The following is a 19,457-nucleotide window of genomic DNA, read 5'->3' on the forward strand; positions in this document are numbered from 1 at the left end:
TAACTAATTTGTTGATAACAAACCCAAATCCCGGGCTTACAACTAGTGATTAAAAGGCTAATTTTAAGTCCATAGTTAATTATAAAACGTGCCTATGGCGTTAGAACCTAACGAAAAACCTGAAAGTACCGTACATAAATTCGAATCTATGCTCAAGACAGACGATGTCTATTTCTTTGATGCAGAAGACTTTGAAGATATTATTCACCATTATTTAAATGCAGGAAAAGTTTCTTTAGGTAAAAAAGCGATACAAATTGGGTTACAGCAGCACCCAAACGCCATGGAATTAAAGCTCTTGCGTGTTGAAGTTCTTGTGTTTGAGGACCAATTTGAGGCCGCAGAGAAAATACTGGATGAGCTTCAAACCATAGATTCCCGAAACGAAGAAATTTATATTCAGCGAGCAAATATCCTTTCTAAACAAGATGATCATCAAGGAGCAGTGAACATGCTGTTAGAAGCATTGCATATTGCCGATAATAGTTTTGATATTTATTCACTTTTAGGAATGGAATATCTGTTTATGGATGACTTTGAAAGTGCCAAAAAGAACTTCATCAAGTGTGTAGAAGTTGATGATTCAGACTATTCTTCCTTATACAATGTGGTGTATTGTTTTGAGTTTTTGGAGGACTTCGACGGAGGCATTAAATATCTCAACGATTATTTAGAACGAAATCCGTATTCAGAAGTAGCTTGGCATCAATTGGGCAAAATGTACATTTCAAAGGGAATGGATAAAGAAGCCTTGACCGCTTTTGACTTTGCCATTATTTCTGATGACTCATTTTTAGGTGCCTACTTTGAAAAGGGAAAGGTTCAAGAAAAATTAGGCAACTACAACGAGGCCATAGAAAGTTATGAGACTACAATAAATATTGATGACCCTACTTCTCATGCATACCTGCGAATAGGCAAGTGTCACGAAAAGTTAGGTAATGATGATTTAGCGAAATACTACTACTATAATACGGTACATGAAGACCCACTGCTTGACAAAGGTTGGCTGGCCATTACCGAATTTTATTTTAGAAAAGAAGAATATTCACAGGCTTTAAAATATGTGAACAAGGCTATAAATATCGACGGTGAAAACCCAATGTACTGGCAAAGAAGCGCCCAAATATATACAGCTTTAGAAAATTATGACGAGGCTGATTTTGCCTTTAAGCAAGCGGTTGACTTAGGCAATTATGAATTAAAGACTTGGTTAGATTGGGCATTGGTACTTCAAAAAATGACAGATTTTAACTCTGCGGTTCAAGTGGTGTTGCAAGGCCTAGAGTTTTATCCAGAAAGTGCTGAACTTAATTTTAAGCTAGCGGGATTGTATCTGAAACTGACCAATGAAGAAAAGGCAAAAGAAAAGTTTATTGCCGCTTTACAATTAGACACCAAAAAAATAACCTTTTTTGAAGAAGATTTTCCTGAGTATGCGCGTTTGACATGGGTCAAGGATGCATTTAAAGTTCATAAAAAAGCTTCCACATAAAACGAAATAAATGAGTTCACGAAAACTGGTCGATTACGTTGTAATCACCTTAAAAGGCATGGCTATGGGTGCCGCCGATGTAGTACCAGGTGTTTCCGGAGGAACTATTGCCTTTATATCGGGTATTTACGAAGAGTTGATCAATTCTATCAATACTATCAATTTCGGACTCTTCACTATCTTAAAAAAAGATGGAATAAAAGCATGCTGGCAAAAGCTTAATGGCAACTTTTTATTAGCCCTATTCTTGGGCATTTTTATAAGTCTCTTTTCTCTAGCGAAGTTTTTAAGTTGGCTTCTAGAGAACAAACCCATCTTGCTTTGGTCCTTTTTCTTTGGCTTGGTATTGGCCAGTATTTTCTTAGTGGGCAAAGAAATCAAAAAATGGAATTGGCTTGCTGTATTGGTTTTATTGGTAGGTGCGGCCATAGCCTATTTCATAACCACCTTACCACCCAATGAAAACGTAGATAGTCTTCCTTTTCTTTTCCTTTCTGGAGCCCTAGCGGTTTGCGCCATGATTTTACCCGGTATTTCGGGGGCTTTTATTTTAGTGCTTTTAGGATCTTATAAGACCATTTTAGATGCAGTTCATGAAAGGGACGTTAAGATGGTAGTTACGGTGGCCCTAGGCGCTGTATTTGGCTTGTTGAGTTTTGCCCGCTTATTAAAATGGATGTTCAAAAACTACAGAAATACGACCCTGGCCTTATTGACCGGATTTATTTTAGGTTCTCTAAACAAAATATGGCCTTGGAAAAAAGTACTGGAAACGAAAGTTTTTGGTGACAAGACAATTGCCATTGCCGAGAAAAACGTATTACCCAACACATTTGAAGGAGACCCACAATTAATACTTGCAATTGGTTTAGCAATCACCGGTTTTTCGCTTATTTTTATCCTTGAAAGGATCGCCTCTAAAAAATAATGAGGCACGCAAGCGAATGCATCAGCAACGAACACTAATTGATAATATCTTTCTAGTCATTAAAGGGCTATTCATGGGGGCTGCCAATAAAGTGCCCGGAGTATCCGGGGGTATTGTAGCTTTCGTTGGTGGGTTTTATGAAGAGTTCATCTATTCATTACAAAAGATAAATGTAAAGGCTCTTAAACTACTACTAAACGGTAGATTCAAAAGTTTTTACCGATATACAAATGGTGCTTTTCTTACCTTACTTATCTTGGGTATGCTCATAAGTTATTTTAGCATATCACAGCTTTTAGATTACTTTTTAGAAAAGAAAGAACTGTTTGTTTGGGCTGCTTTTTTTGGAATGGTCTTGGGTTCCATTTACTATATCTCAAAAGATTATGAACACTGGAACAGAAAAACTATTTCGGCAGGAATTATAGGGCTATTGGTTGGTATATCAATTAGCTTTTTAAACCCTGCCAAAGAAAACGATAACTTATTCTTTATATTCTTTTGCGGTATTATAAGTGTTTCAGGCATGACGCTTCCAGGCTTATCAGGTTCTTTTATTTTAATTCTTTTAGGAAACTATGTGCTCTTACTTGTAGATTCGGTCAATGCACTTTACCTAAGCTTTGCCGAAATTTTTAGAGGTGATTTTAGCTTTCTTAAGAATTCGGCCAGAATGGACACTTTGGTTATTTTAGGGGTTTTTACGCTTGGCTCCGCCACCGGCCTTGTCACCTTATCACATGTTTTAGGTTATGTTTTAAAACGCTACAAAGAAATTACAACTGCGGTTATTATTGGCTTTATTACAGGCTCACTTGGTGTAATATGGCCTTGGAAACGAACTATTTTTAAAGAAGATCTACTAGGGAACGTAGTTTATGATACTAATGGAGATGAGATTATTCTTAACTACCAAAGGTATTTGCCAGATGTTACAAAAATGGAAACGTGGGGGGCAGTATTCTTTGTTATCTTCGGAATCTTTGTGTTATTGAGTTTAGATTGGTATGGAAAAAATAGAAAAGAAAGAAAAAAGATTCGGGCTCGTCGGTAAGGATATATCGTATTCTTTTTCGAGAGGGTATTTTTCCGAAAAATTTGCAAAACTAAATTTAGCTCACTACAGTTATGAGAATTTTGATTTAGATTCAATTTCAAAATTTAAGCGTTTATTGAAGGAAAATAGCTTATCGGGATTAAACGTTACCATTCCTTATAAGGAGTTGGTTATTCCGTATATGGATGACCTTGATGAGACTGCCGCAGAAATTGGGGCCGTGAACACCATACAGTTTTCCGCAAATGGCCTTAAAGGCTATAATACCGACGCTTATGGTTTTCAAAAGTCATTAACCGTGCATTTAAAAGAATATCATAAAAAAGCACTCATTTTGGGCACCGGCGGGGCTTCAAAGGCGATTGCCCATGTTTTTAAAAAGTTGGACATCCCTTTTGTTCTTGTTTCCAGAAAAGCAAAAAAAGAGCAATTGACTTATCAAGAACTTGACAAAAAAATAATTGAGAAATATCAGATTATCGTGAATTGTAGTCCCGTTGGAACACATCCTAATGTTTTTGAAAAGCCAAATATTCCTTATCAATATCTTTCAAAAAATCACCTTCTTTTCGATTTAATTTACAATCCTGAAAAGACCGCATTTTTAAAAGAAGGTGAAGAGAAAGGGGCGACAATTCAGAATGGCCTACCTATGCTTTCTTTTCAAGCAGAAAAGGCTTGGGAAATATGGAATTCTTGAAATCCCAATAAAATCCCACAGTCTAGAAATCGAACCCCTATAAAGAAGTATTGCTTATTTTTGCCATTGCAGGGTATAGTTAGTAACTTACCAATAAATGCCATCAATCTAAAAACCAATAAATAACATCGTGATGGACGAGAACGAACAGAAACCGCCAGAAGATTCTGGAGGGAAGGACATTATTTCAGAAAAATCAATTCCTGAAACTCAGGAACAAAACATTGCGGAAAATCCTCCAAAAGAGGAAAAAGTACCAGTTACAGAAACAGAAGAAGCAACTTCTGAAGAAAAGAAAGTAGTAACTGAAGAAAATGTTCAAGAGGAAATTGATCAAGAAAACGCTGAAGATGCCGAAGATTCAGAAAATGAGAAACGGCATCATATAGCTATGCCCGATTATCATGCCATGAGTATGGAGAACTTGGTAGGTGAGCTACAACGATTGATCAAAAATGAAAAAGTACAGGCTATTAACAAGCATGTTAGTGGTATAAAAACGGAATTCGATTTAAAATTTCAAGAATTTTTAGAGCATAAGAAAGAAGAGTTCATTGCTGGTGGCGGTAATGAAATAGACTTTAGGTATAACTCTGTAACCAAGAGACAGTTCAACGAAGTATATAGCGAATATCGTGAAAAGCGCAACCAATATTACAAAAGTTTAGAGCAAAATTTAAAGCTGAATTTAGAAAAACGCTTGACAATTATTGATGAACTTAAAGGTCTGGTCAATGTTGAAGAAGACATAAATACCACCTATAAGAGTTTTAAAGACATTCAAGAACGATGGCGCAATTCAGGCCCAATACCAAGAAATAATTACAACGATGTTTGGAGAACCTACCACCATCATATTGAAATTTTCTATGATTTTCTGCACTTAAATAGAGAGTTAAGAGACTTAGATTTTAAGCATAATCTAGAGGAAAAACTCAAATTAGTTGAAAAAGCGGAAGCCTTAGCCAACGAACCAGATCTCAACAAAGCGTTTAGAGAGCTGCAGACATTACATAAAGTCTGGAAAGAAGATATAGGCCCTGTTTCAAAAGAACAGCGAGAAGAAATCTGGGAACGCTTTAGCAATGCAACCAAAGTAATGCACGCCAGACGTCAAGAATATTATGCTACTCTTGAAGCCTCTTACGAGAAAAACTTAGAAAAGAAAAATGAAATAATTGCGGCGATAAAGACTATTTCTGAAAAAGTGACCGATAATCATCGCGGTTTGCAACAGCAAATAAAAGAAATAGAAGCCCTTCGAAATGATTTTTTTAAGGCAGGAAAAGTTCCGCAAAAAGTTAACGAACAGACCTGGTCCAGATTTAAAGATGCCGTTAGAGCCTTTAACCGCAATAAAAACAACTTTTACAAGAACCTAAAAAAGGACCAGCACGATAATCTTGAGAAAAAACGGGCACTGTTAGGTTTGGCCATAGCTTTAAAGGATAGCGAAGACCATGACATGGCTACGCCCGAAATGAAGCGCATTCAGAGCGAATGGAAAAAAATTGGTCATGTCCCGAGAAAATATTCTGATAAAATCTGGAACGAGTTTAAAAATGCCTGTAATCACTACTTCGATAGATTACATAAAGAAAAAAACGCCTCCCAAAAAGAGGAGTATGCCAATTTTGAAGAAAAGAATGCATGCTTAGAACGTTTAAAAGCATTTCAACTAAGTGGTGATAGAACTAAAGACCTTCCAAAAATCAAGGAATTTATAGCCGAATGGAAGTCATATGGACGTATACCGTACAATAAAAAACATATTAACGGCAAGTTCAATAAGATAATAGATGCACTGTTTAAGAAATTAGATATTTCGCGACAAGAAGCAGAATTACTTAAGTATGGTGATAAAATAAAGCAGCTTGCCAATTCAGATAATGATAGCGCTATTAGTAACGAACGTGTATTTATCAGAAGAAAGATAGATGAGAGCAAGAGTGAGTTAAGGCAGTTAGAGAACAACCTTCAATTTTTCTCGAATGCATCGGAAGATAGCCCTTTGGTGCAAAATGTAGTGAAAGATATCAATCGCCATAAAGAGGCCCTGGAAACTTGGAAGACGAAGCTTAAAAACCTCAATGTAATGGAGAACAAGCTGAACAAGGAAGCTGAAGACGCTGCCCATGATGAGGAAAATAGCAACGAAGAAGAAGAATAATTGCTTCTGACAAATATAAAAACAAGGGCGCCGTTTTTTCAAACGGCGCCCTTGTTTTTATGCTATTTTAAAGTGTATCTTATTTTGCTACGTTCACTGAGCGTGTCTCTCGTATTACAGTAACTTTTACCTGACCCGGATACGTCATATCGGTTTGTATTTTTTGAGAGATTTCAAAAGACAATTCGGCTGCTTTATCATCATTCACTTTTTCGCTTTCAACAATAACCCGCAATTCTCTACCAGCCTGTATGGCATAAGCCTTCTGTACTCCTGAAAATCCAAATGCTACGTCTTCTAAATCCTTTAAACGTTGAATGTAAGAATCCAATACTTGCCTTCTAGCTCCCGGTCTTGCACCGCTAATTGCATCACAAACTTGAACTATTGGAGAAATTAAAGTGGTCATTTCTATTTCATCATGGTGCGCACCTATTGCATTACAAACCTCTTTTTTCTCACCAAACTTCTCAGCCCATTGCATACCTAAAATAGCGTGAGGTGTTTCTACTTCAACTTCGGTATTAGGTACTTTACCAATATCATGAAGAAGCCCAGCTCGTTTTGCTATTTTTGGATTTAGGCCCAATTCTGCAGCCATCACTCCACAAAGCTTGGCAACTTCACGTGAATGTTGCAAAAGGTTCTGACCGTAAGAAGAACGATACTTCATTCGCCCGACAGCCTTAATTAACTCTGGGTGTAACCCATGGATTCCTAAATCGATAACCGTACGTTTACCAATTTCAACAATCTCTTCGTTAATCTGTTTTTCTGTTTTCTTTACGATTTCTTCGATACGAGCCGGGTGAATACGACCATCAGTGACCAAGCGATGTAAAGAAAGCCTAGCAATCTCTCTACGAACAGAATCAAAACATGAAAGTATAATAGCCTCAGGTGTGTCGTCGACAATAATTTCAACTCCTGTAGCAGCTTCTATAGCTCTAATGTTTCGGCCTTCACGCCCAATAATACGTCCTTTAACATCATCCGATTCCAGATTGAATACAGATACACAATTTTCAACAGCTTCTTCGGTACCAATACGTTGAATCGTGTTTATTACAATTTTTCTAGCCTCTTGTTGTGCGGTTAGCTTCGCCTCTTCAAGCGTAGTCTGCAAATATGCCATGGCATCCGTTTTGGCAGTTTCTTTTAAGGACTCCAACAATTGGCTTTTTGCTTCTTCAGCAGAAAGACCGGATATTACCTCTAACTGTTGCACTTGGCTTTTATGAAGTTTGTCTACTTCTGCCTGTTTCTTCTCTAATATTTCGCGTTTGTAATCAGTCTCTTTGATTTGACCTTCTAGCTGCTCATTTAAACGCTTTCCTTTGGCAAGTTCACTGCTTATTTGAGATTCTTTATCCCTGGTTCGCTTTTCTGCCTCAGCAATTTTCTTATCCTTATTTATAATTACTTTTTCATGCTCTGCTTTTAACTCTAAAAACTTCTCTTTAGCCTGAAAAATTTTGTCTTTCTTGATGTTCTCCCCTTCCTTTTGGGCTTCTTTTAAGATACTTGAAGCCTCTCTTTTGGCACTCGATATAGTTTTTCCGGCCTTCCCTTTTTCTAGCACTTTAGCAATAACAAAGCCTATAAGTATTCCGGCAATTGCTGCTATTATTATAAATGTTGTATTATCCATTTGTATAGTTTGGTTATAAAAAAAGCCCACATTGGCCGAAGTTTTGTACAAACTCCTAAATAACAGGTTTAAGGCTAACAAGCTGCTCAATAATCCCTATACGAGTAGGGCACGCTTTTACAACTTAAACTCACCTTTTTTAAACTTAATAACGTTGAGTTTGTCAAAAAATAATTACCAATGTGGGCAGTAACAATATATATTTTAAAGAACTTATTCTGAACCTAATTTATCATAAATAAGCTTATCCAACGCTTGTAAGCGCTCTGTAGCCGCTTTATTATTCTCAGATTCATTTATTCCACCTTGCTCAATTTTAGAGGCAAACTGTAATGCACACATGGCCAAAACGTCTTGTTTGTCACGCACTGCATAGTTTTGCTCAAACTTTTTGGCCAATTGATCTATGTTTTTGGCCGCTTTTCGTAAACCTTCTTCCTGTTTTGGGTCTATGGTCAATGGATAGACCCTATCCGCAATAGAAAGCTTAATTTTGAGCTTTTCCTCCATATTTTAGTTTTACGCTATTCTGCGAGATGGGCTATACATAGGTCCAATTCCCGAATAAGCGTATTTATTTTGAGCTTAGCTTCTGTTTTATCCGTACTACTACCCAGCATCGAGTTTGCGAGTTTAAGAGAATTATATTTTTCCTCCCAATCTACTATAGAACTTTGGACAGATTGTTTCTCCTCTTTTAAATGAGATAGTTCTTTTTCTAATTTGGAGTTCGCCTGCTGGAGTACCTCTAATCGATGTAAGAGCTTGCTCACCTTATTTTCTAGAGAATCAACAATTTCAACCAATTCGCCCATATACAAATACCGATGCGTATCTTACAAAGTTAACCAACGTAGTGCAACCAAACAATAGTTTTAGCATTTAATCTCTTGCGGATAATTAAATAAGACGAGTATATGGATTTCCGTTTTTTTCGTCTGCCAGTTAATGGTTACTTTCGTAATTAAAATTCTATTCTTACTATGCGCACACGCCTTTTCAGTGTATTTTTCTTTTGCCTCTCCATTTTAATTTGTCAAGAAAAATACCCAAAAGACAGCTTTCGTTCCCCATTGGATATCCCTTTAATTTTGTCAGGCACCTTTGGAGAATTACGTTCTAACCATTTTCATTCGGGGATAGACATTAAAACCCAAAAAAGACAGGGCCTGCCCATATACGCCATACAAGATGGAACGGTTACCCGTATAAAAGTTTCATTATGGGGCTATGGTAAGGCTTTATATGTAGCGCACCCGAATGGGTTCACTTCGGTTTACGCACATCTTAAAAAGTTTAGTCCTGAAATTGAAGCCTACATTAAAGAAATTCAATATAAGAAGCAATCTTACGAAGTAGAGGTTTTTCCTGATTATGGCGAATTAGAGGTTAAAAAAGAAGATGTAATCGCTTACTCTGGAAATACGGGAGGCTCAAGTGGACCACATTTACATTTTGAAATAAGAAGTAGTGTTACCGAAAAACCAACCAATCCATTACTTTATGGTTATGAAGTAAGAGACGCTACCAACCCTACACTGGTCGGGCTCTTTGGATACCCACTCTCAAAAGACGCGCATGTTAACCAAAGTGCTGAAAAAATACAGTTGAACTTCACCCAACAAAAAGATGGTTCTTTTCTGGCCGATAAGGTGCTCGCCAATGGCACGATTGGCTTTGGTTTTAATGGTTTTGACCGACAAGACTTGGCAGCTAATAAAAATGGCGTGTATTCGGTAAAGCAAACAGTTAATGGAAAAGTATATTCTGAATACGACTTTGAAACTTTTTCCTTTGGAGAAACCAGATACATCAATACTTTTATAGATTATGCCCACTTTGGCAAGTTTAGACAGCGTATTCAAAAATGTTTTAAAGATGATTCTAATAAGTTAAGCATATACAATTCTTTGTATCTAGATGGTAAGATTCCTGTGGTTGAAGGTCTTAGCTATTCCGTAGAATTGTTAATTTCAGATATAGAGGGAAATGATATTAAAGTAGTAATTCCTGTTGAAGGGAAAAAAGCTCCTTTGAAAATTGCAAAAGATGATAAGCCAACCGATTATTTTATTAAAGCAAATAAACCCAATAGTTTCGACCTTGGGGCAGCCAAGGTTTATTTTCCGGAAAGCACATTTTATGAAGATTTTTATATCGATTTGAAAAAGGGATCCGATACCATAACTATTCACAATGAAACCGTTGCTGCACATAGAAATTTTACAATGACTTTTGATGTTTCTAAATACTCAAAACAGGAACAAAAACAATTATTTATAGCACGGCTAGACAAAAATTCAGAACCAAGGCATTACAAAACGTATAAAAGAAATAACACTTTTTCTGCTCGAAGCAGAACATTTGGCACTTTCACGCTGGCAAAGGATACCACTCCCCCATCGATTAAGCCTCGAAATTTTAAGGAGAAACAATGGTTAAGTAATTATCGCTATTTAAGCCTAGAGATAGCTGATGACTTAAGTGGCATAAAGACCTATTCGGCAACCTTAAATGGCGAATGGATTTTAATGGAATATGAGCCAAAAACAAGAACCATTACCTACAATTTTGATGATAAAATTAACGGTAAAACCCAGTGCGACCTAAAAGTCTTGGCCACTGATAATGTAGGTAATTCGACTACCTTTACGCATACATTTTTTAGAAAATAATGTTTTGAGCTTAGTCAAACCGCTGTTTTTAGTATGCTTCTTTGTGTTTTCCATCGCATTTTCACAAACGGCGACGATAACTGGTATTGTTCTAGATGAAAATAGGCAACCCCTTTTAGGCGTAAATATTACTTCAAAAACCGGAGGAACGACTACCGACACCAATGGCGTCTATATTTTGCAGCTAGTTGCGGATCAGAAAAACACTGTTGCTTTTTCACATATCGGTCATGAAAATGTAGTTCTTCAGAACCTCATTTTAACAACAAATGAAACTTTTGAGTTCAATCCTATAATGAAAACGGACGCAATTCAAATTTCAGAAATTGTCGTTTCACCTGCTGGTAACAAAAGTGTTGACGGAATCGTAACCGTTTCGCCTGAGCTGGTAAGGAAAATTCCTGGGGCAAACACCGGGGTAGAAAACATTCTGAAACTATTACCAGGGGTCAGTTTTAGTAATGAACTTAGTACACAATACAACGTAAGAGGTGGTAATTTTGATGAAAACTTGGTCTATGTAAATGGCATTGAAGTATATCGTCCTTTTTTAATACGTTCAGCACAACAAGAAGGCTTAAGCTTTGTAAATAGCGATATGGTTGAAAACCTAAAGTTTTCCGCTGGTGGATTTCAGGCTAGATATGGCGATAAACTCTCTTCGGTTCTAGATATTAACTATAAAACTCCGACGACGTTCTCCTTGCAGGCAGCTGGAAGTCTATTGGGTGCAAGCGCCACGCTAGAAACAGTATCAAAAAATAAAAATTTCACTTCTTTGACCGGTGCAAGATACAGAGACAATAGTCTTTTTGTAAATAGCCAACAAACCCAAACCAATGTAAACCCCTCTTTTTTGGATATTCAAAGTTTTCTTACCTATCGATTTTCAAAAAAATTGAAACTTAATTTTCTAGGAAATCTTGCTATCAATGATTACAAGAACAAACCATTGAATAGACAAACCAATTTTGGTACTATTCAAGAACCAAGAGCATTACTAGTTTTTTATGAAGGACAAGAAAACAACCGATACCAAACTGAATTTGCTGCATTGAAAGCAGATTACAGCTTAAATGAAAATACTGAAATCAACATTACCACCTCTTTGTATCATACAATTGAAGAGGAATTTTCAGATATTATCGCCCGATACGAACTGGGCGATGTAGACACCAATTTAGGAGGTGAAAATTTGGGGGAAGCCACCAATTCTAGAGGAATCGGTGCACAACAAAATAGAGCAAGAAATCAATTAGACGCCTTAATTTTCAATATCGCTCATAGCGGTAGTTTTAAGAAGAACAATACTGCCTTGAAATGGGGCGTAAAATTTACCCATGAAGATTTTAGAGATCAATTGCGGGAATCTGAATTTATTGATTCAGCCGGATTTTTTATTCGCCCATCAGAACCTCGTTTTGAGAACAATCAACCAGATGAACCCTTTGAGGGAGACATTGTTTCTTTTGAAAGTGCCAGAGCTACGAATTTTGTAAAAACTGATAGAATTTCAGCTTTTGTTCAATACAGTAACCGAACAAATTGGAATGATAATGAAATCTATTACAATTTAGGAGTTCGAGGGCAGTATTATACTATAAAACCTATAGGCCTGTCAACTAATGGTCAATTTATTTTTAGTCCTCGTGCCCAGTTTGCAATAAAACCAAATTGGCAAAAAGACATGTTGTTTAGATTAGCACTTGGCAGTTACCAACAACCACCTTTCTACAGGGAGTTAAGAAGATTAACCGGGCAAATAAATCCAGAAGTAAAACCACAAAAATCCTTTCACTTAGTTCTTGGCAATGAATATAGCTTTAACTTTTCTAGCCGACCATTTACGCTAACGAGTGAGGTCTATTATAAAAAACTATCCGATGTAAACACTTATACCGTTGAAGACGTACGACTGCGGTACTCTGCAAACAACAACGCCCAGGCATTTGCCTATGGCTTTGATTTTAGATTTAATGGTGCCTTTGTTCCCGGTGCGGAATCATGGTTAAGTTTAGGATACTTGAGAACGGAAGAAAATAGTGCTAATCGTGGTTACATTTCAAGACCTACCGATCAGCGATTTAAATTCGGTCTGTTATTTCAAGACTATATGCCCACCATTCCCAATTTGAAGTTATATTTAAATCTGGTTTATAACACGGGAACCCCTGGTGGTTCTCCCAACAATGCCGACCCATACGATTTTCAAAATAGATTAAGAGATTATAGGCGGGCGGATTTAGGAATTTCCTATATTTTTGCTGATAATACAAATTTGCATCCAAAAGGGCATTGGTTACATAAATTCAAAGAGTTTAGTCTAGGTTTCGAAATATTTAATTTGTTCAATAATCAAAACTCCATTACCAATACCTGGGTTAGAGATGCAGACACCCAAAGGCAATTTGCGGTACCAAATTTTTTGACTTCACGTGTCTTGAATCTAAAATTCAATATGCGGTTTTAAAACAATTATGAAAAAAACACTTCTCTTCATAGCAATGCTGCTAGGCTTTCAAGCCTTTTCACAAAAGAACATCTATGAGAATAGCAGGTTCGATCAGTTAAGTGAAAATCATGAAGTCTTGGCCATAGTGCCATTTATAGCCAAATTAGAACTAAAACAAACTTTGTCTAAAGAAGAAAAAATAAAGTTGGCCGAACGTGAAGGTTATGCAGTTCAAGATGCTCTAGAGACTTATTTTTCTAGAAGAAAAAAGCGTAAAAAATTCAATGTAGAATTTCAGAACATTAAAAACACAAATGCGATTTTAGCTCAAAACAACATCACCTATGAGAATATTGATATCTACACAGTAAAACAGTTGTCAGATATTTTAGAGGTTGATGGCATTATTAGTGGTAATCTTGATTTGAATATTTTGCTTTCAGAAGGTGTGCCTACAGATTTCAAATTTTTAGATTATTTCAGTGGTGATGCCGATTATGGTAGAATTGGGGTCAAAATTAGCGATGGTGCATCGGGCAAATTGCTTTGGAAGTATGAAAAGGAGATAACAAAGAAAACCGGTAAGAATACTACTGAGCTTATCGATAGAATGATGAAACTCGCAACCAAAAAATTTCCCTATGATAAGGAGAAAAAACGAAAAAAACGCAAGAATTAATCGTTTGAAAATTCCTTTAGAACGCCAATAACATAATCTAACTCTTCTTTAGTGTTGTACTTAGAAAATGAAAAACGTAAAGAAGGCTTAGCTAAATCATCAGCTGATAAAATCTCTGTAAGCACATGAGAACCTTTATCGCTACCAGATTGACATGCACTGCCCTTAGAACACGCAATTCCTTTTAAATCTAAATGAAATAAAAGCATCTGCGACTTTTCTTGACTAAAAGGCAGACAAACACTGACCAAGGTATAGGTGCTTTTATCCATATCTCCTGAAAGTCCATTGAATTTGGCTCCGGGCAGTTCTTTTTTGACTTGGGCAGTAAAGTATTGCTTTAAACCAGAAACATACTTTTTTTCATCTTCTAGATTATCATAAGCTTGCACAAAAGCTTCCTCTAAACCGATTATATTATGAAAAGACTCTGTTCCGGCCCTAAACCCACGTTCTTGCGCTCCCCCGAAAATAAATGGTTTTAAGCCTGAATTTCTTCGTACAAAAGCAAAACCAACACCTTTTGGCCCGTGAAACTTATGAGCTGCAGCGGTTAAAAAATCAATTTTGGTCTCTTCAAGGTTCCATTCAAAATGACCAACCGATTGAACAGTATCTGAATGCAACAATGCATCACAATTTTCACACAGATTCGATACGGCTTCAATATCCAATAAATTGCCTAGTTCGTTATTAACATGCATTAAACTAACCAACTTCTTAGAATCATTTTTGTTAAGCAATTCTTCTAAATGATCAATTCTAGGGTTTCCACAATCATCTAAATCCACGAACCACAGGTCGATACCGAATTCTTTTTCAAGTTCTTCGGCAGTATGTAATACGGCATGGTGCTCAATTTTGCTAGTGATAATGGTCTTGACCTCTAGATCACGAACCGCACATCTTAAAATCATATTATCGGCCTCTGTACCGCCAGAAGTGAAAATAATCTCAGCAGGATGCGCATTAAGATACTTAGCTATTGTCTTGCGTGATTTTTCAATACCGGTTTTTGCAGACCTACCGAAACTATGGGTAGATGAAGGGTTACCATAAACACCTAAAGCTGCTTGCATTTTAGCAATTACTTCAGGGCGAAGCTGGGTTGTAGCGGCATTATCTAAATAAACTTTTTGCATTAACTATCTTAAGAATTCCGTAGGCAAAAATAACCTAATAAGGTTAATTATTTCCAAAAACAGAATAAACCATCACCCTATTCAAATGGAATTACTTTAAATTTGAAGCGATGAAAAAGTTATTTGTACTATTTATAGGAGTAGTGGTTTTTTCCTGCAGTGATGGGGACTTACAAATTGAAGCTATCGATTTTGATGACGTAACAGCACAAAACTGTGAAACCTTATCTATCGGTACTCGACTTTTTTTCAAGATTGAAGGTGATGAAGCTTTAATTCTTCAATTAGGGGAAGGATTATTGCGAAATGAAGTTTCAACCGAAGTTATTACCAGTGACATACCTGGCAATTCACAACTAACATATCGCCTTTTTGACGGAACCATCACTTCTGGTTATTTCTGCGACGATATACCCCCGGCCACACCAAATGTTATAGAAGAAATCGAGGCGAGTGAAGGTAGGGTTCTTATTACAACCACCACCACAGACTCCGTAACCTTTACCCATACGATACAATTAGAAGGTATTATTATTACAAATACTGCGGGTGAAAGTATTATTGACCTTACTACAAGTGAGTTTGAAACTATTGAAACTACTAACTAGTTGTTATTCTGATAAATGTAAATTTCGGTAGCCCCTAAGCCATACTTTTTATATTCTGCATCGTAATATTCTACATTTTCATATCGCTTAAAAAGGTATATTAACTCCTCTTTCAAAACACCTTCGCCAACACCATGTATAAAAACTACTTTTTGAATGCGTTTTTTTATGGCAAACTCCAGTTGCCGTTTTGCCGTTTCTAACTGTAGATTCAGCATGTCGAAATTACTCATACCTCGAGTGGAATTTGTTAGTTGATGGATATGAAGGTCAACCTCCATCTTTGGAGCATTTCGCTCTTTTGGTTTAACAATTTCTTTCTTTCTTTTTTTAGGGGTATTCTTAATGTTTTTAATTTTCGCTACATCATAGTTTATGACTTTCAGCTCACCTTCAATTCTAACGAGTTGCGACGGCTCATATTCCATCTCAAAACCATCCGTAGTTTCTAATCGTACCTCCATACCAGAAACAGCTATTACCTTTCCTTTTATAGCCTCATCTAAAACCTCAACGTTATCCCCTATCTTAAATGTATGCATTACTTGTTCAAAAAAATACAATTAACTGCTAACCCTATTTCAAAAATAATAGTATTTTGACCCCGAATAACCAAAATTTAAATGAGTTACCGATTAGCAATATACTTTTTGGCCGTTAAAGACTATATGTTACCTTGTTTAAACAAGCGTTTATTTGGTCTCGATTGCCCCGGTTGTGGTTTGCAACGATCGGTTTTATTGCTATTTAAAGGAGAGTTTGTAGCTGCTTTTCATATGTACCCGGCAATCTTTACCTTAATTCCGTTGATGGGAATACTTATTTTAAACAAGTTATTTACTTTAAAATATGGAAACCTATTTATCATCGGTTTTAGTATTTCTAGTGTCTTATTAATAATAATCAACTTTATAATTAAACTTTTAAACTAAATACTTTAATAATGGAACAACAAAAATTACCAAATGCAACCTTAACTTTAGTCTTTGGAATACTATCAATAGTATCATTTTGCTGTTATGGTATTTTCGGAATATTATTTGGTTTAATAGCCGTAATATTAGGAAATATTGCTCTTAAGAAATTTAAAGAAAGTCCTGAACTTTATACTGGAGAAGGTAACGCCAAAATTGGTAGGGTTCTTGGAATTATTGGTCTTGTTTTAGGTTTACTGGTTATAGCGTTTTTCATTTGGGTAATTTCGATTGTTGGTTGGGATGTAATAATGTCTCAAGATCAAGAGTTAATTCAAGAAAAAATGAATGAGTACTTTAATAAGTAAATTATGAATCAACAACCATTACCAGGAGCTAGTACCGTCATGACTATGGGAATAATTTCAATAGTTGGGTCTCTAGTCTGCTGTGGACCATTTGCAGCAATTTTCAGTATTATTGGTTTATCAAAAGCCAAAACAGCTGAAAAATTATATAATGAAAATCCAGATCAGTATAGTGATTACAGCAATATTAAGACAGGGAGGATTCTTTCCTATATTGGTCTTGCCCTTTCTTTGATTTCGCTGGTTTTACTAATAATTTACTTTGGGGTAATCATTGCTATGGTCTCTTCCGGAGAGTTTAATAATTATTAGTCTTTAAATAGTTCTAAAAAAAACTCGAAGTTGAACTTCGGGTTTTTTGTTTAATTCGCTACTTCGCTTATAAACTTAAGGCGATACAATCGCAGTTCTTCCTCTTCATAGTCGCCATCGAACTCCTCCACCGCATCATCGATAGAATCAGATTCTGCCTCTAAGAAATACTCATGAATTTCTTCTTGTTGGTCTTCATCAAGTACTTCATCTACCCAATAAGCCAGGTTTAACTTAGTACCACTAAAAACGATTTGCTCCATCTCTTTAATCAGTTGTGGTATTTCGAGTCCTTTTGCGGCAGCTATATCATCAAGTGGCAATTTTCTATCCACATTTTGAATGATATATAGTTTTAACCCAGAATTGGCACCTGTACTTTTAACAACCAAATCATCAGGCCGCATGATATCGTTCTCTTCTACATAGGTACTTATGAGCGCCAAAAAAGGCTTTCCATATTTTTTTGCTTTACCCTCTCCTACCCCATGAATATTGAGTAATTCTTCTATAGAGATAGGATATTTCAACGCCATGTCATCTAATGAAGGATCTTGAAATACAACAAACGGAGGAACTTCATGCTTGTTGGCCTCTTTTTTTCTTAAGTCCTTTAAAAGTTTAAGTAAATTTTCATCTGCTGCAGCTCCTGCAGATTTTGCGGCGGTAACTATAGCATCATTATTTTCAGCACTATAAACATGGTCTTTGGTCATCATAAAAGATGATGGTGTTTTTAAAAACTCTTCTCCCTGACCAGTTAAATGCAACACCCCATATTGTTCAATCTCTTTTTTAAGTAATCCGGCCACAAGTACCTGTCTTGTTAGGGCCATCCAATAATTCTCATCATTATCAGCACCACACCCGAAAAACTCTTTTTCGTCGGTTTTATGAGAAGAAATTAGCGCATTTGTTTTACCTACCAATGCTTTGACAACTTCTTTGGTCTTAAACTTTTCTTTTGTGCCTTTTACCACTTTGAGAAGCTTAACTACTTCCTCTTTAGCTTCTTCCTTTTTCTTCGGATTGCGCGCATTGTCATCCATATCGGCACCTTCACCATTTTCACCATCAAATTCTTCCCCAAAATAATGAAGAATAAATTTTCGCCTAGACATTGATGTCTCCGCGTAAGCGACAATTTCTTGCAATAAGGCATTGCCGATTTCTTGTTCGGCAACCGGTTTGCCCGACATGAACTTTTCTAGCTTTTCTATATCCTTGTACGAATAAAAAGCAAGGCAATGGCCCTCTCCTCCATCGCGTCCTGCCCTTCCAGTTTCCTGATAATAGCTTTCTATACTTTTAGGAATATCATGATGGATAACAAATCGTACATCGGGTTTATCTATACCCATACCAAATGCTATTGTTGCAACAACTACATCGACATCTTCCATCAAGAACATATCTTGGTATTTTGAGCGTGTTTTGGCATCAAAACCGGCATGATAAGGCACCGCGCTGACCCCATTTACCTGCAATGTCTGAGCCAGTTCTTCGACACGCTTTCTGCTCAAACAATACACAATACCTGATTTACCTTGATTTTGTTTTACAAAACGAATAATATCTGCGTCAACATTTACCGTTTTTGGCCGAACTTCATAAAACAAATTAGGACGGTTAAAAGAAGCTTTAAAGACCTTCGCATTGGTCATGCCTAAATTCTTTATAATATCTTCTTGAACCTTAGGTGTTGCAGTAGCGGTAAGACCAATAATAGGGATGTTATCTCCCAAGCGATCGATAATACTTTTAAGATTTCTATATTCTGGCCTAAAGTCGTGCCCCCACTCAGAGATACAATGTGCTTCATCAACAGCAACGAATGAAATAGTGACCGTTCTTAAAAAATCAACATATTCAGCCTTAGTCAAAGATTCTGGTGCGACATAAAGTAATTTTGTGACACCATTGGTTATATCTTCCATTACCTGTCTTACTTCTGTTTTGGTAAGGGAAGAATTTAAAACATGGGCAACACCGTGTTCAGAAGACACACCACGTATGGCATCTACCTGATTTTTCATCAGTGCTATCAGCGGTGAAACAACGATTGCGGTTCCTTTCTGCATCAGGGCTGGCAGCTGGTAACATAAAGACTTTCCGCCGCCCGTAGGCATTATCACAAAGGTATCTTTCTGTTCAAGTACGTTTAAAATAACTTGTTCTTGTAGCCCTTTAAATTTAGAAAAGCCAAAATATTTTTTTAAAGAAGTATGTAAATCCGAAGTTATAAGACTCATTACGAGGGTTCCGATATTTGTTAAATCGACCTAATAAATACAAAGATTTAAAAG

General features: G+C 36.5%; 18 protein-coding genes and 1 other RNA gene. 12 read left to right on the plus strand and 7 right to left on the minus strand.

Annotation, left to right across the window (positions count from 1 at the left end; translation table 11 throughout):
- Nucleotides 1-94: 94 nt before the first annotated feature.
- The 5 genes from ACZ1GR_RS04330 to ACZ1GR_RS04350 all read left to right on the plus strand — a co-directional run bounded on the left by ACZ1GR_RS04330 (nt 95) and on the right by ACZ1GR_RS04350 (nt 6,350).
- Nucleotides 95-1,495, plus strand: coding sequence for a tetratricopeptide repeat protein (locus ACZ1GR_RS04330; RefSeq protein ID WP_472611003.1), 1,401 nt, complete (start codon nt 95-97; stop codon nt 1,493-1,495).
- 10 nt (nt 1,496-1,505) lie between these two features.
- Entirely contained in the window at nt 1,506-2,423 is a 918-nt protein-coding gene (locus ACZ1GR_RS04335; RefSeq protein WP_472611004.1) for a polyprenyl-phosphate transporter, read from the plus strand.
- Nucleotides 2,424-2,439: 16 nt separating this feature from the next.
- The gene (locus ACZ1GR_RS04340; RefSeq protein ID WP_472611005.1) at nt 2,440-3,477 is read left to right on the plus strand and encodes a DUF368 domain-containing protein; all 1,038 of its coding nucleotides are present in this window, start codon (nt 2,440-2,442) and stop codon (nt 3,475-3,477) included.
- Complete coding sequence (locus ACZ1GR_RS04345) at nt 3,431-4,180, plus strand: shikimate dehydrogenase family protein (protein WP_472611006.1); 750 nt, start codon at nt 3,431-3,433, stop codon at nt 4,178-4,180. Before ACZ1GR_RS04340 ends, ACZ1GR_RS04345 begins: the two co-directional genes overlap by 47 nt.
- 133 nt (nt 4,181-4,313) lie before the next feature.
- Nucleotides 4,314-6,350, plus strand: coding sequence for a DUF349 domain-containing protein (locus ACZ1GR_RS04350; RefSeq protein WP_472611007.1), 2,037 nt, complete (start codon nt 4,314-4,316; stop codon nt 6,348-6,350).
- Nucleotides 6,351-6,429: 79 nt separating this feature from the next.
- Here ACZ1GR_RS04350 and rny read toward each other — a convergent pair whose 3' ends face one another.
- The 4 genes from rny to ACZ1GR_RS04370 all read right to left on the minus strand — a co-directional run bounded on the left by rny (nt 6,430) and on the right by ACZ1GR_RS04370 (nt 8,816).
- Nucleotides 6,430-8,001, minus strand: a complete 1,572-nt coding sequence (rny, locus tag ACZ1GR_RS04355; RefSeq protein ID WP_472611008.1) for a ribonuclease Y — start codon at nt 7,999-8,001, stop codon at nt 6,430-6,432.
- Nucleotides 8,002-8,050: 49 nt separating this feature from the next.
- Nucleotides 8,051-8,161: non-coding RNA, 6S RNA (gene ssrS / locus ACZ1GR_RS04360), on the minus strand.
- Between the two features lie 53 nt (nt 8,162-8,214).
- Nucleotides 8,215-8,511 carry a cell division protein ZapA gene (locus ACZ1GR_RS04365; protein ID WP_377765189.1) on the minus strand — a complete coding sequence of 99 codons (297 nt, stop codon included), beginning with the start codon at nt 8,509-8,511 and terminating at the stop codon, nt 8,215-8,217.
- A gap of 14 nt (nt 8,512-8,525) precedes the next feature.
- Nucleotides 8,526-8,816, minus strand: coding sequence for a hypothetical protein (locus ACZ1GR_RS04370; protein ID WP_377765190.1), 291 nt, complete (start codon nt 8,814-8,816; stop codon nt 8,526-8,528).
- A gap of 168 nt (nt 8,817-8,984) precedes the next feature.
- Between ACZ1GR_RS04370 and ACZ1GR_RS04375 the strand changes: the two genes are divergently transcribed.
- From ACZ1GR_RS04375 to ACZ1GR_RS04385, 3 genes are read left to right on the plus strand one after another with little or no spacing between them, the layout of a single operon-like run.
- Nucleotides 8,985-10,676 (plus strand): M23 family metallopeptidase, encoded by a 1,692-nt coding sequence (locus ACZ1GR_RS04375; protein ID WP_472611009.1) that lies wholly within the window; start codon nt 8,985-8,987, stop codon nt 10,674-10,676.
- Between the two features lie 4 nt (nt 10,677-10,680).
- The gene (locus ACZ1GR_RS04380; protein WP_472611010.1) at nt 10,681-13,146 is read left to right on the plus strand and encodes a TonB-dependent receptor; all 2,466 of its coding nucleotides are present in this window, start codon (nt 10,681-10,683) and stop codon (nt 13,144-13,146) included.
- 7 nt (nt 13,147-13,153) lie between these two features.
- On the plus strand, nt 13,154-13,807 hold the full coding sequence (locus ACZ1GR_RS04385; protein ID WP_472611011.1) for a hypothetical protein: 654 nt from the start codon (nt 13,154-13,156) through the stop codon (nt 13,805-13,807).
- On the opposite strand, the gene ACZ1GR_RS04390 is transcribed toward ACZ1GR_RS04385, so the two are convergent.
- Entirely contained in the window at nt 13,804-14,949 is a 1,146-nt protein-coding gene (locus ACZ1GR_RS04390) for a cysteine desulfurase family protein (protein ID WP_472611012.1), read from the minus strand. The genes ACZ1GR_RS04385 and ACZ1GR_RS04390 overlap by 4 nt on opposite strands.
- Before the next feature lie 110 nt (nt 14,950-15,059).
- On the opposite strand from ACZ1GR_RS04390, the gene ACZ1GR_RS04395 reads away from it, so the two are divergent.
- Nucleotides 15,060-15,557 (plus strand): hypothetical protein, encoded by a 498-nt coding sequence (locus ACZ1GR_RS04395; RefSeq protein ID WP_472611013.1) that lies wholly within the window; start codon nt 15,060-15,062, stop codon nt 15,555-15,557.
- Here ACZ1GR_RS04395 and ACZ1GR_RS04400 read toward each other — a convergent pair.
- Nucleotides 15,554-16,099, minus strand: coding sequence for a Smr/MutS family protein (locus ACZ1GR_RS04400; protein ID WP_472611014.1), 546 nt, complete (start codon nt 16,097-16,099; stop codon nt 15,554-15,556). The genes ACZ1GR_RS04395 and ACZ1GR_RS04400 overlap by 4 nt on opposite strands.
- 126 nt (nt 16,100-16,225) lie before the next feature.
- Between ACZ1GR_RS04400 and ACZ1GR_RS04405 the strand changes: the two genes are divergently transcribed.
- From ACZ1GR_RS04405 to ACZ1GR_RS04415, 3 genes are read left to right on the plus strand one after another with little or no spacing between them, the layout of a single operon-like run.
- Nucleotides 16,226-16,489 carry a DUF2752 domain-containing protein gene (locus tag ACZ1GR_RS04405; RefSeq protein ID WP_472611792.1) on the plus strand — a complete coding sequence of 88 codons (264 nt, stop codon included), beginning with the start codon at nt 16,226-16,228 and terminating at the stop codon, nt 16,487-16,489.
- Between the two features lie 11 nt (nt 16,490-16,500).
- Complete coding sequence (locus ACZ1GR_RS04410; RefSeq protein WP_472611015.1) at nt 16,501-16,839, plus strand: CCC motif membrane protein; 339 nt, start codon at nt 16,501-16,503, stop codon at nt 16,837-16,839.
- A 3-nt stretch (nt 16,840-16,842) separates the two neighbouring features.
- A complete protein-coding gene (locus tag ACZ1GR_RS04415) occupies nt 16,843-17,151 on the plus strand; it encodes a CCC motif membrane protein (protein ID WP_472611016.1) in 309 nt (102 codons plus the stop codon).
- 50 nt (nt 17,152-17,201) lie between these two features.
- On the opposite strand, the gene recQ is transcribed toward ACZ1GR_RS04415, so the two are convergent.
- Nucleotides 17,202-19,403, minus strand: a complete 2,202-nt coding sequence (recQ, locus tag ACZ1GR_RS04420; protein WP_472611017.1) for a DNA helicase RecQ — start codon at nt 19,401-19,403, stop codon at nt 17,202-17,204.
- Nucleotides 19,404-19,457 lie beyond the last annotated feature (54 nt).

It is taken from the genome of Croceitalea sp. W27, assembly GCF_055693185.1.

What these genes read in the sequence shown, in the direction of transcription:
- ACZ1GR_RS04330 (WP_472611003.1), top strand. Translation starts at nt 95, where the DNA reads ATGGCGTTAGAACCTAACGAAAAACCTGAAAGTACCGTACATAAATTC.
- ACZ1GR_RS04335 (WP_472611004.1), top strand. Translation starts at nt 1,506, where the DNA reads ATGAGTTCACGAAAACTGGTCGATTACGTTGTAATCACCTTAAAAGGC.
- ACZ1GR_RS04340 (WP_472611005.1), top strand. Translation starts at nt 2,440, where the DNA reads ATGCATCAGCAACGAACACTAATTGATAATATCTTTCTAGTCATTAAA.
- ACZ1GR_RS04345 (WP_472611006.1), top strand. Translation starts at nt 3,431, where the DNA reads ATGGAAAAAATAGAAAAGAAAGAAAAAAGATTCGGGCTCGTCGGTAAG.
- ACZ1GR_RS04350 (WP_472611007.1), top strand. Translation starts at nt 4,314, where the DNA reads ATGGACGAGAACGAACAGAAACCGCCAGAAGATTCTGGAGGGAAGGAC.
- rny (WP_472611008.1), bottom strand. Translation starts at nt 8,001, where the DNA reads ATGGATAATACAACATTTATAATAATAGCAGCAATTGCCGGAATACTT.
- ACZ1GR_RS04365 (WP_377765189.1), bottom strand. Translation starts at nt 8,511, where the DNA reads ATGGAGGAAAAGCTCAAAATTAAGCTTTCTATTGCGGATAGGGTCTAT.
- ACZ1GR_RS04370 (WP_377765190.1), bottom strand. Translation starts at nt 8,816, where the DNA reads ATGGGCGAATTGGTTGAAATTGTTGATTCTCTAGAAAATAAGGTGAGC.
- ACZ1GR_RS04375 (WP_472611009.1), top strand. Translation starts at nt 8,985, where the DNA reads ATGCGCACACGCCTTTTCAGTGTATTTTTCTTTTGCCTCTCCATTTTA.
- ACZ1GR_RS04385 (WP_472611011.1), top strand. Translation starts at nt 13,154, where the DNA reads ATGAAAAAAACACTTCTCTTCATAGCAATGCTGCTAGGCTTTCAAGCC.
- ACZ1GR_RS04390 (WP_472611012.1), bottom strand. Translation starts at nt 14,949, where the DNA reads ATGCAAAAAGTTTATTTAGATAATGCCGCTACAACCCAGCTTCGCCCT.
- ACZ1GR_RS04395 (WP_472611013.1), top strand. Translation starts at nt 15,060, where the DNA reads ATGAAAAAGTTATTTGTACTATTTATAGGAGTAGTGGTTTTTTCCTGC.
- ACZ1GR_RS04400 (WP_472611014.1), bottom strand. Translation starts at nt 16,099, where the DNA reads ATGCATACATTTAAGATAGGGGATAACGTTGAGGTTTTAGATGAGGCT.
- ACZ1GR_RS04405 (WP_472611792.1), top strand. Translation starts at nt 16,226, where the DNA reads ATGTTACCTTGTTTAAACAAGCGTTTATTTGGTCTCGATTGCCCCGGT.
- ACZ1GR_RS04410 (WP_472611015.1), top strand. Translation starts at nt 16,501, where the DNA reads ATGGAACAACAAAAATTACCAAATGCAACCTTAACTTTAGTCTTTGGA.
- ACZ1GR_RS04415 (WP_472611016.1), top strand. Translation starts at nt 16,843, where the DNA reads ATGAATCAACAACCATTACCAGGAGCTAGTACCGTCATGACTATGGGA.
- recQ (WP_472611017.1), bottom strand. Translation starts at nt 19,403, where the DNA reads ATGAGTCTTATAACTTCGGATTTACATACTTCTTTAAAAAAATATTTT.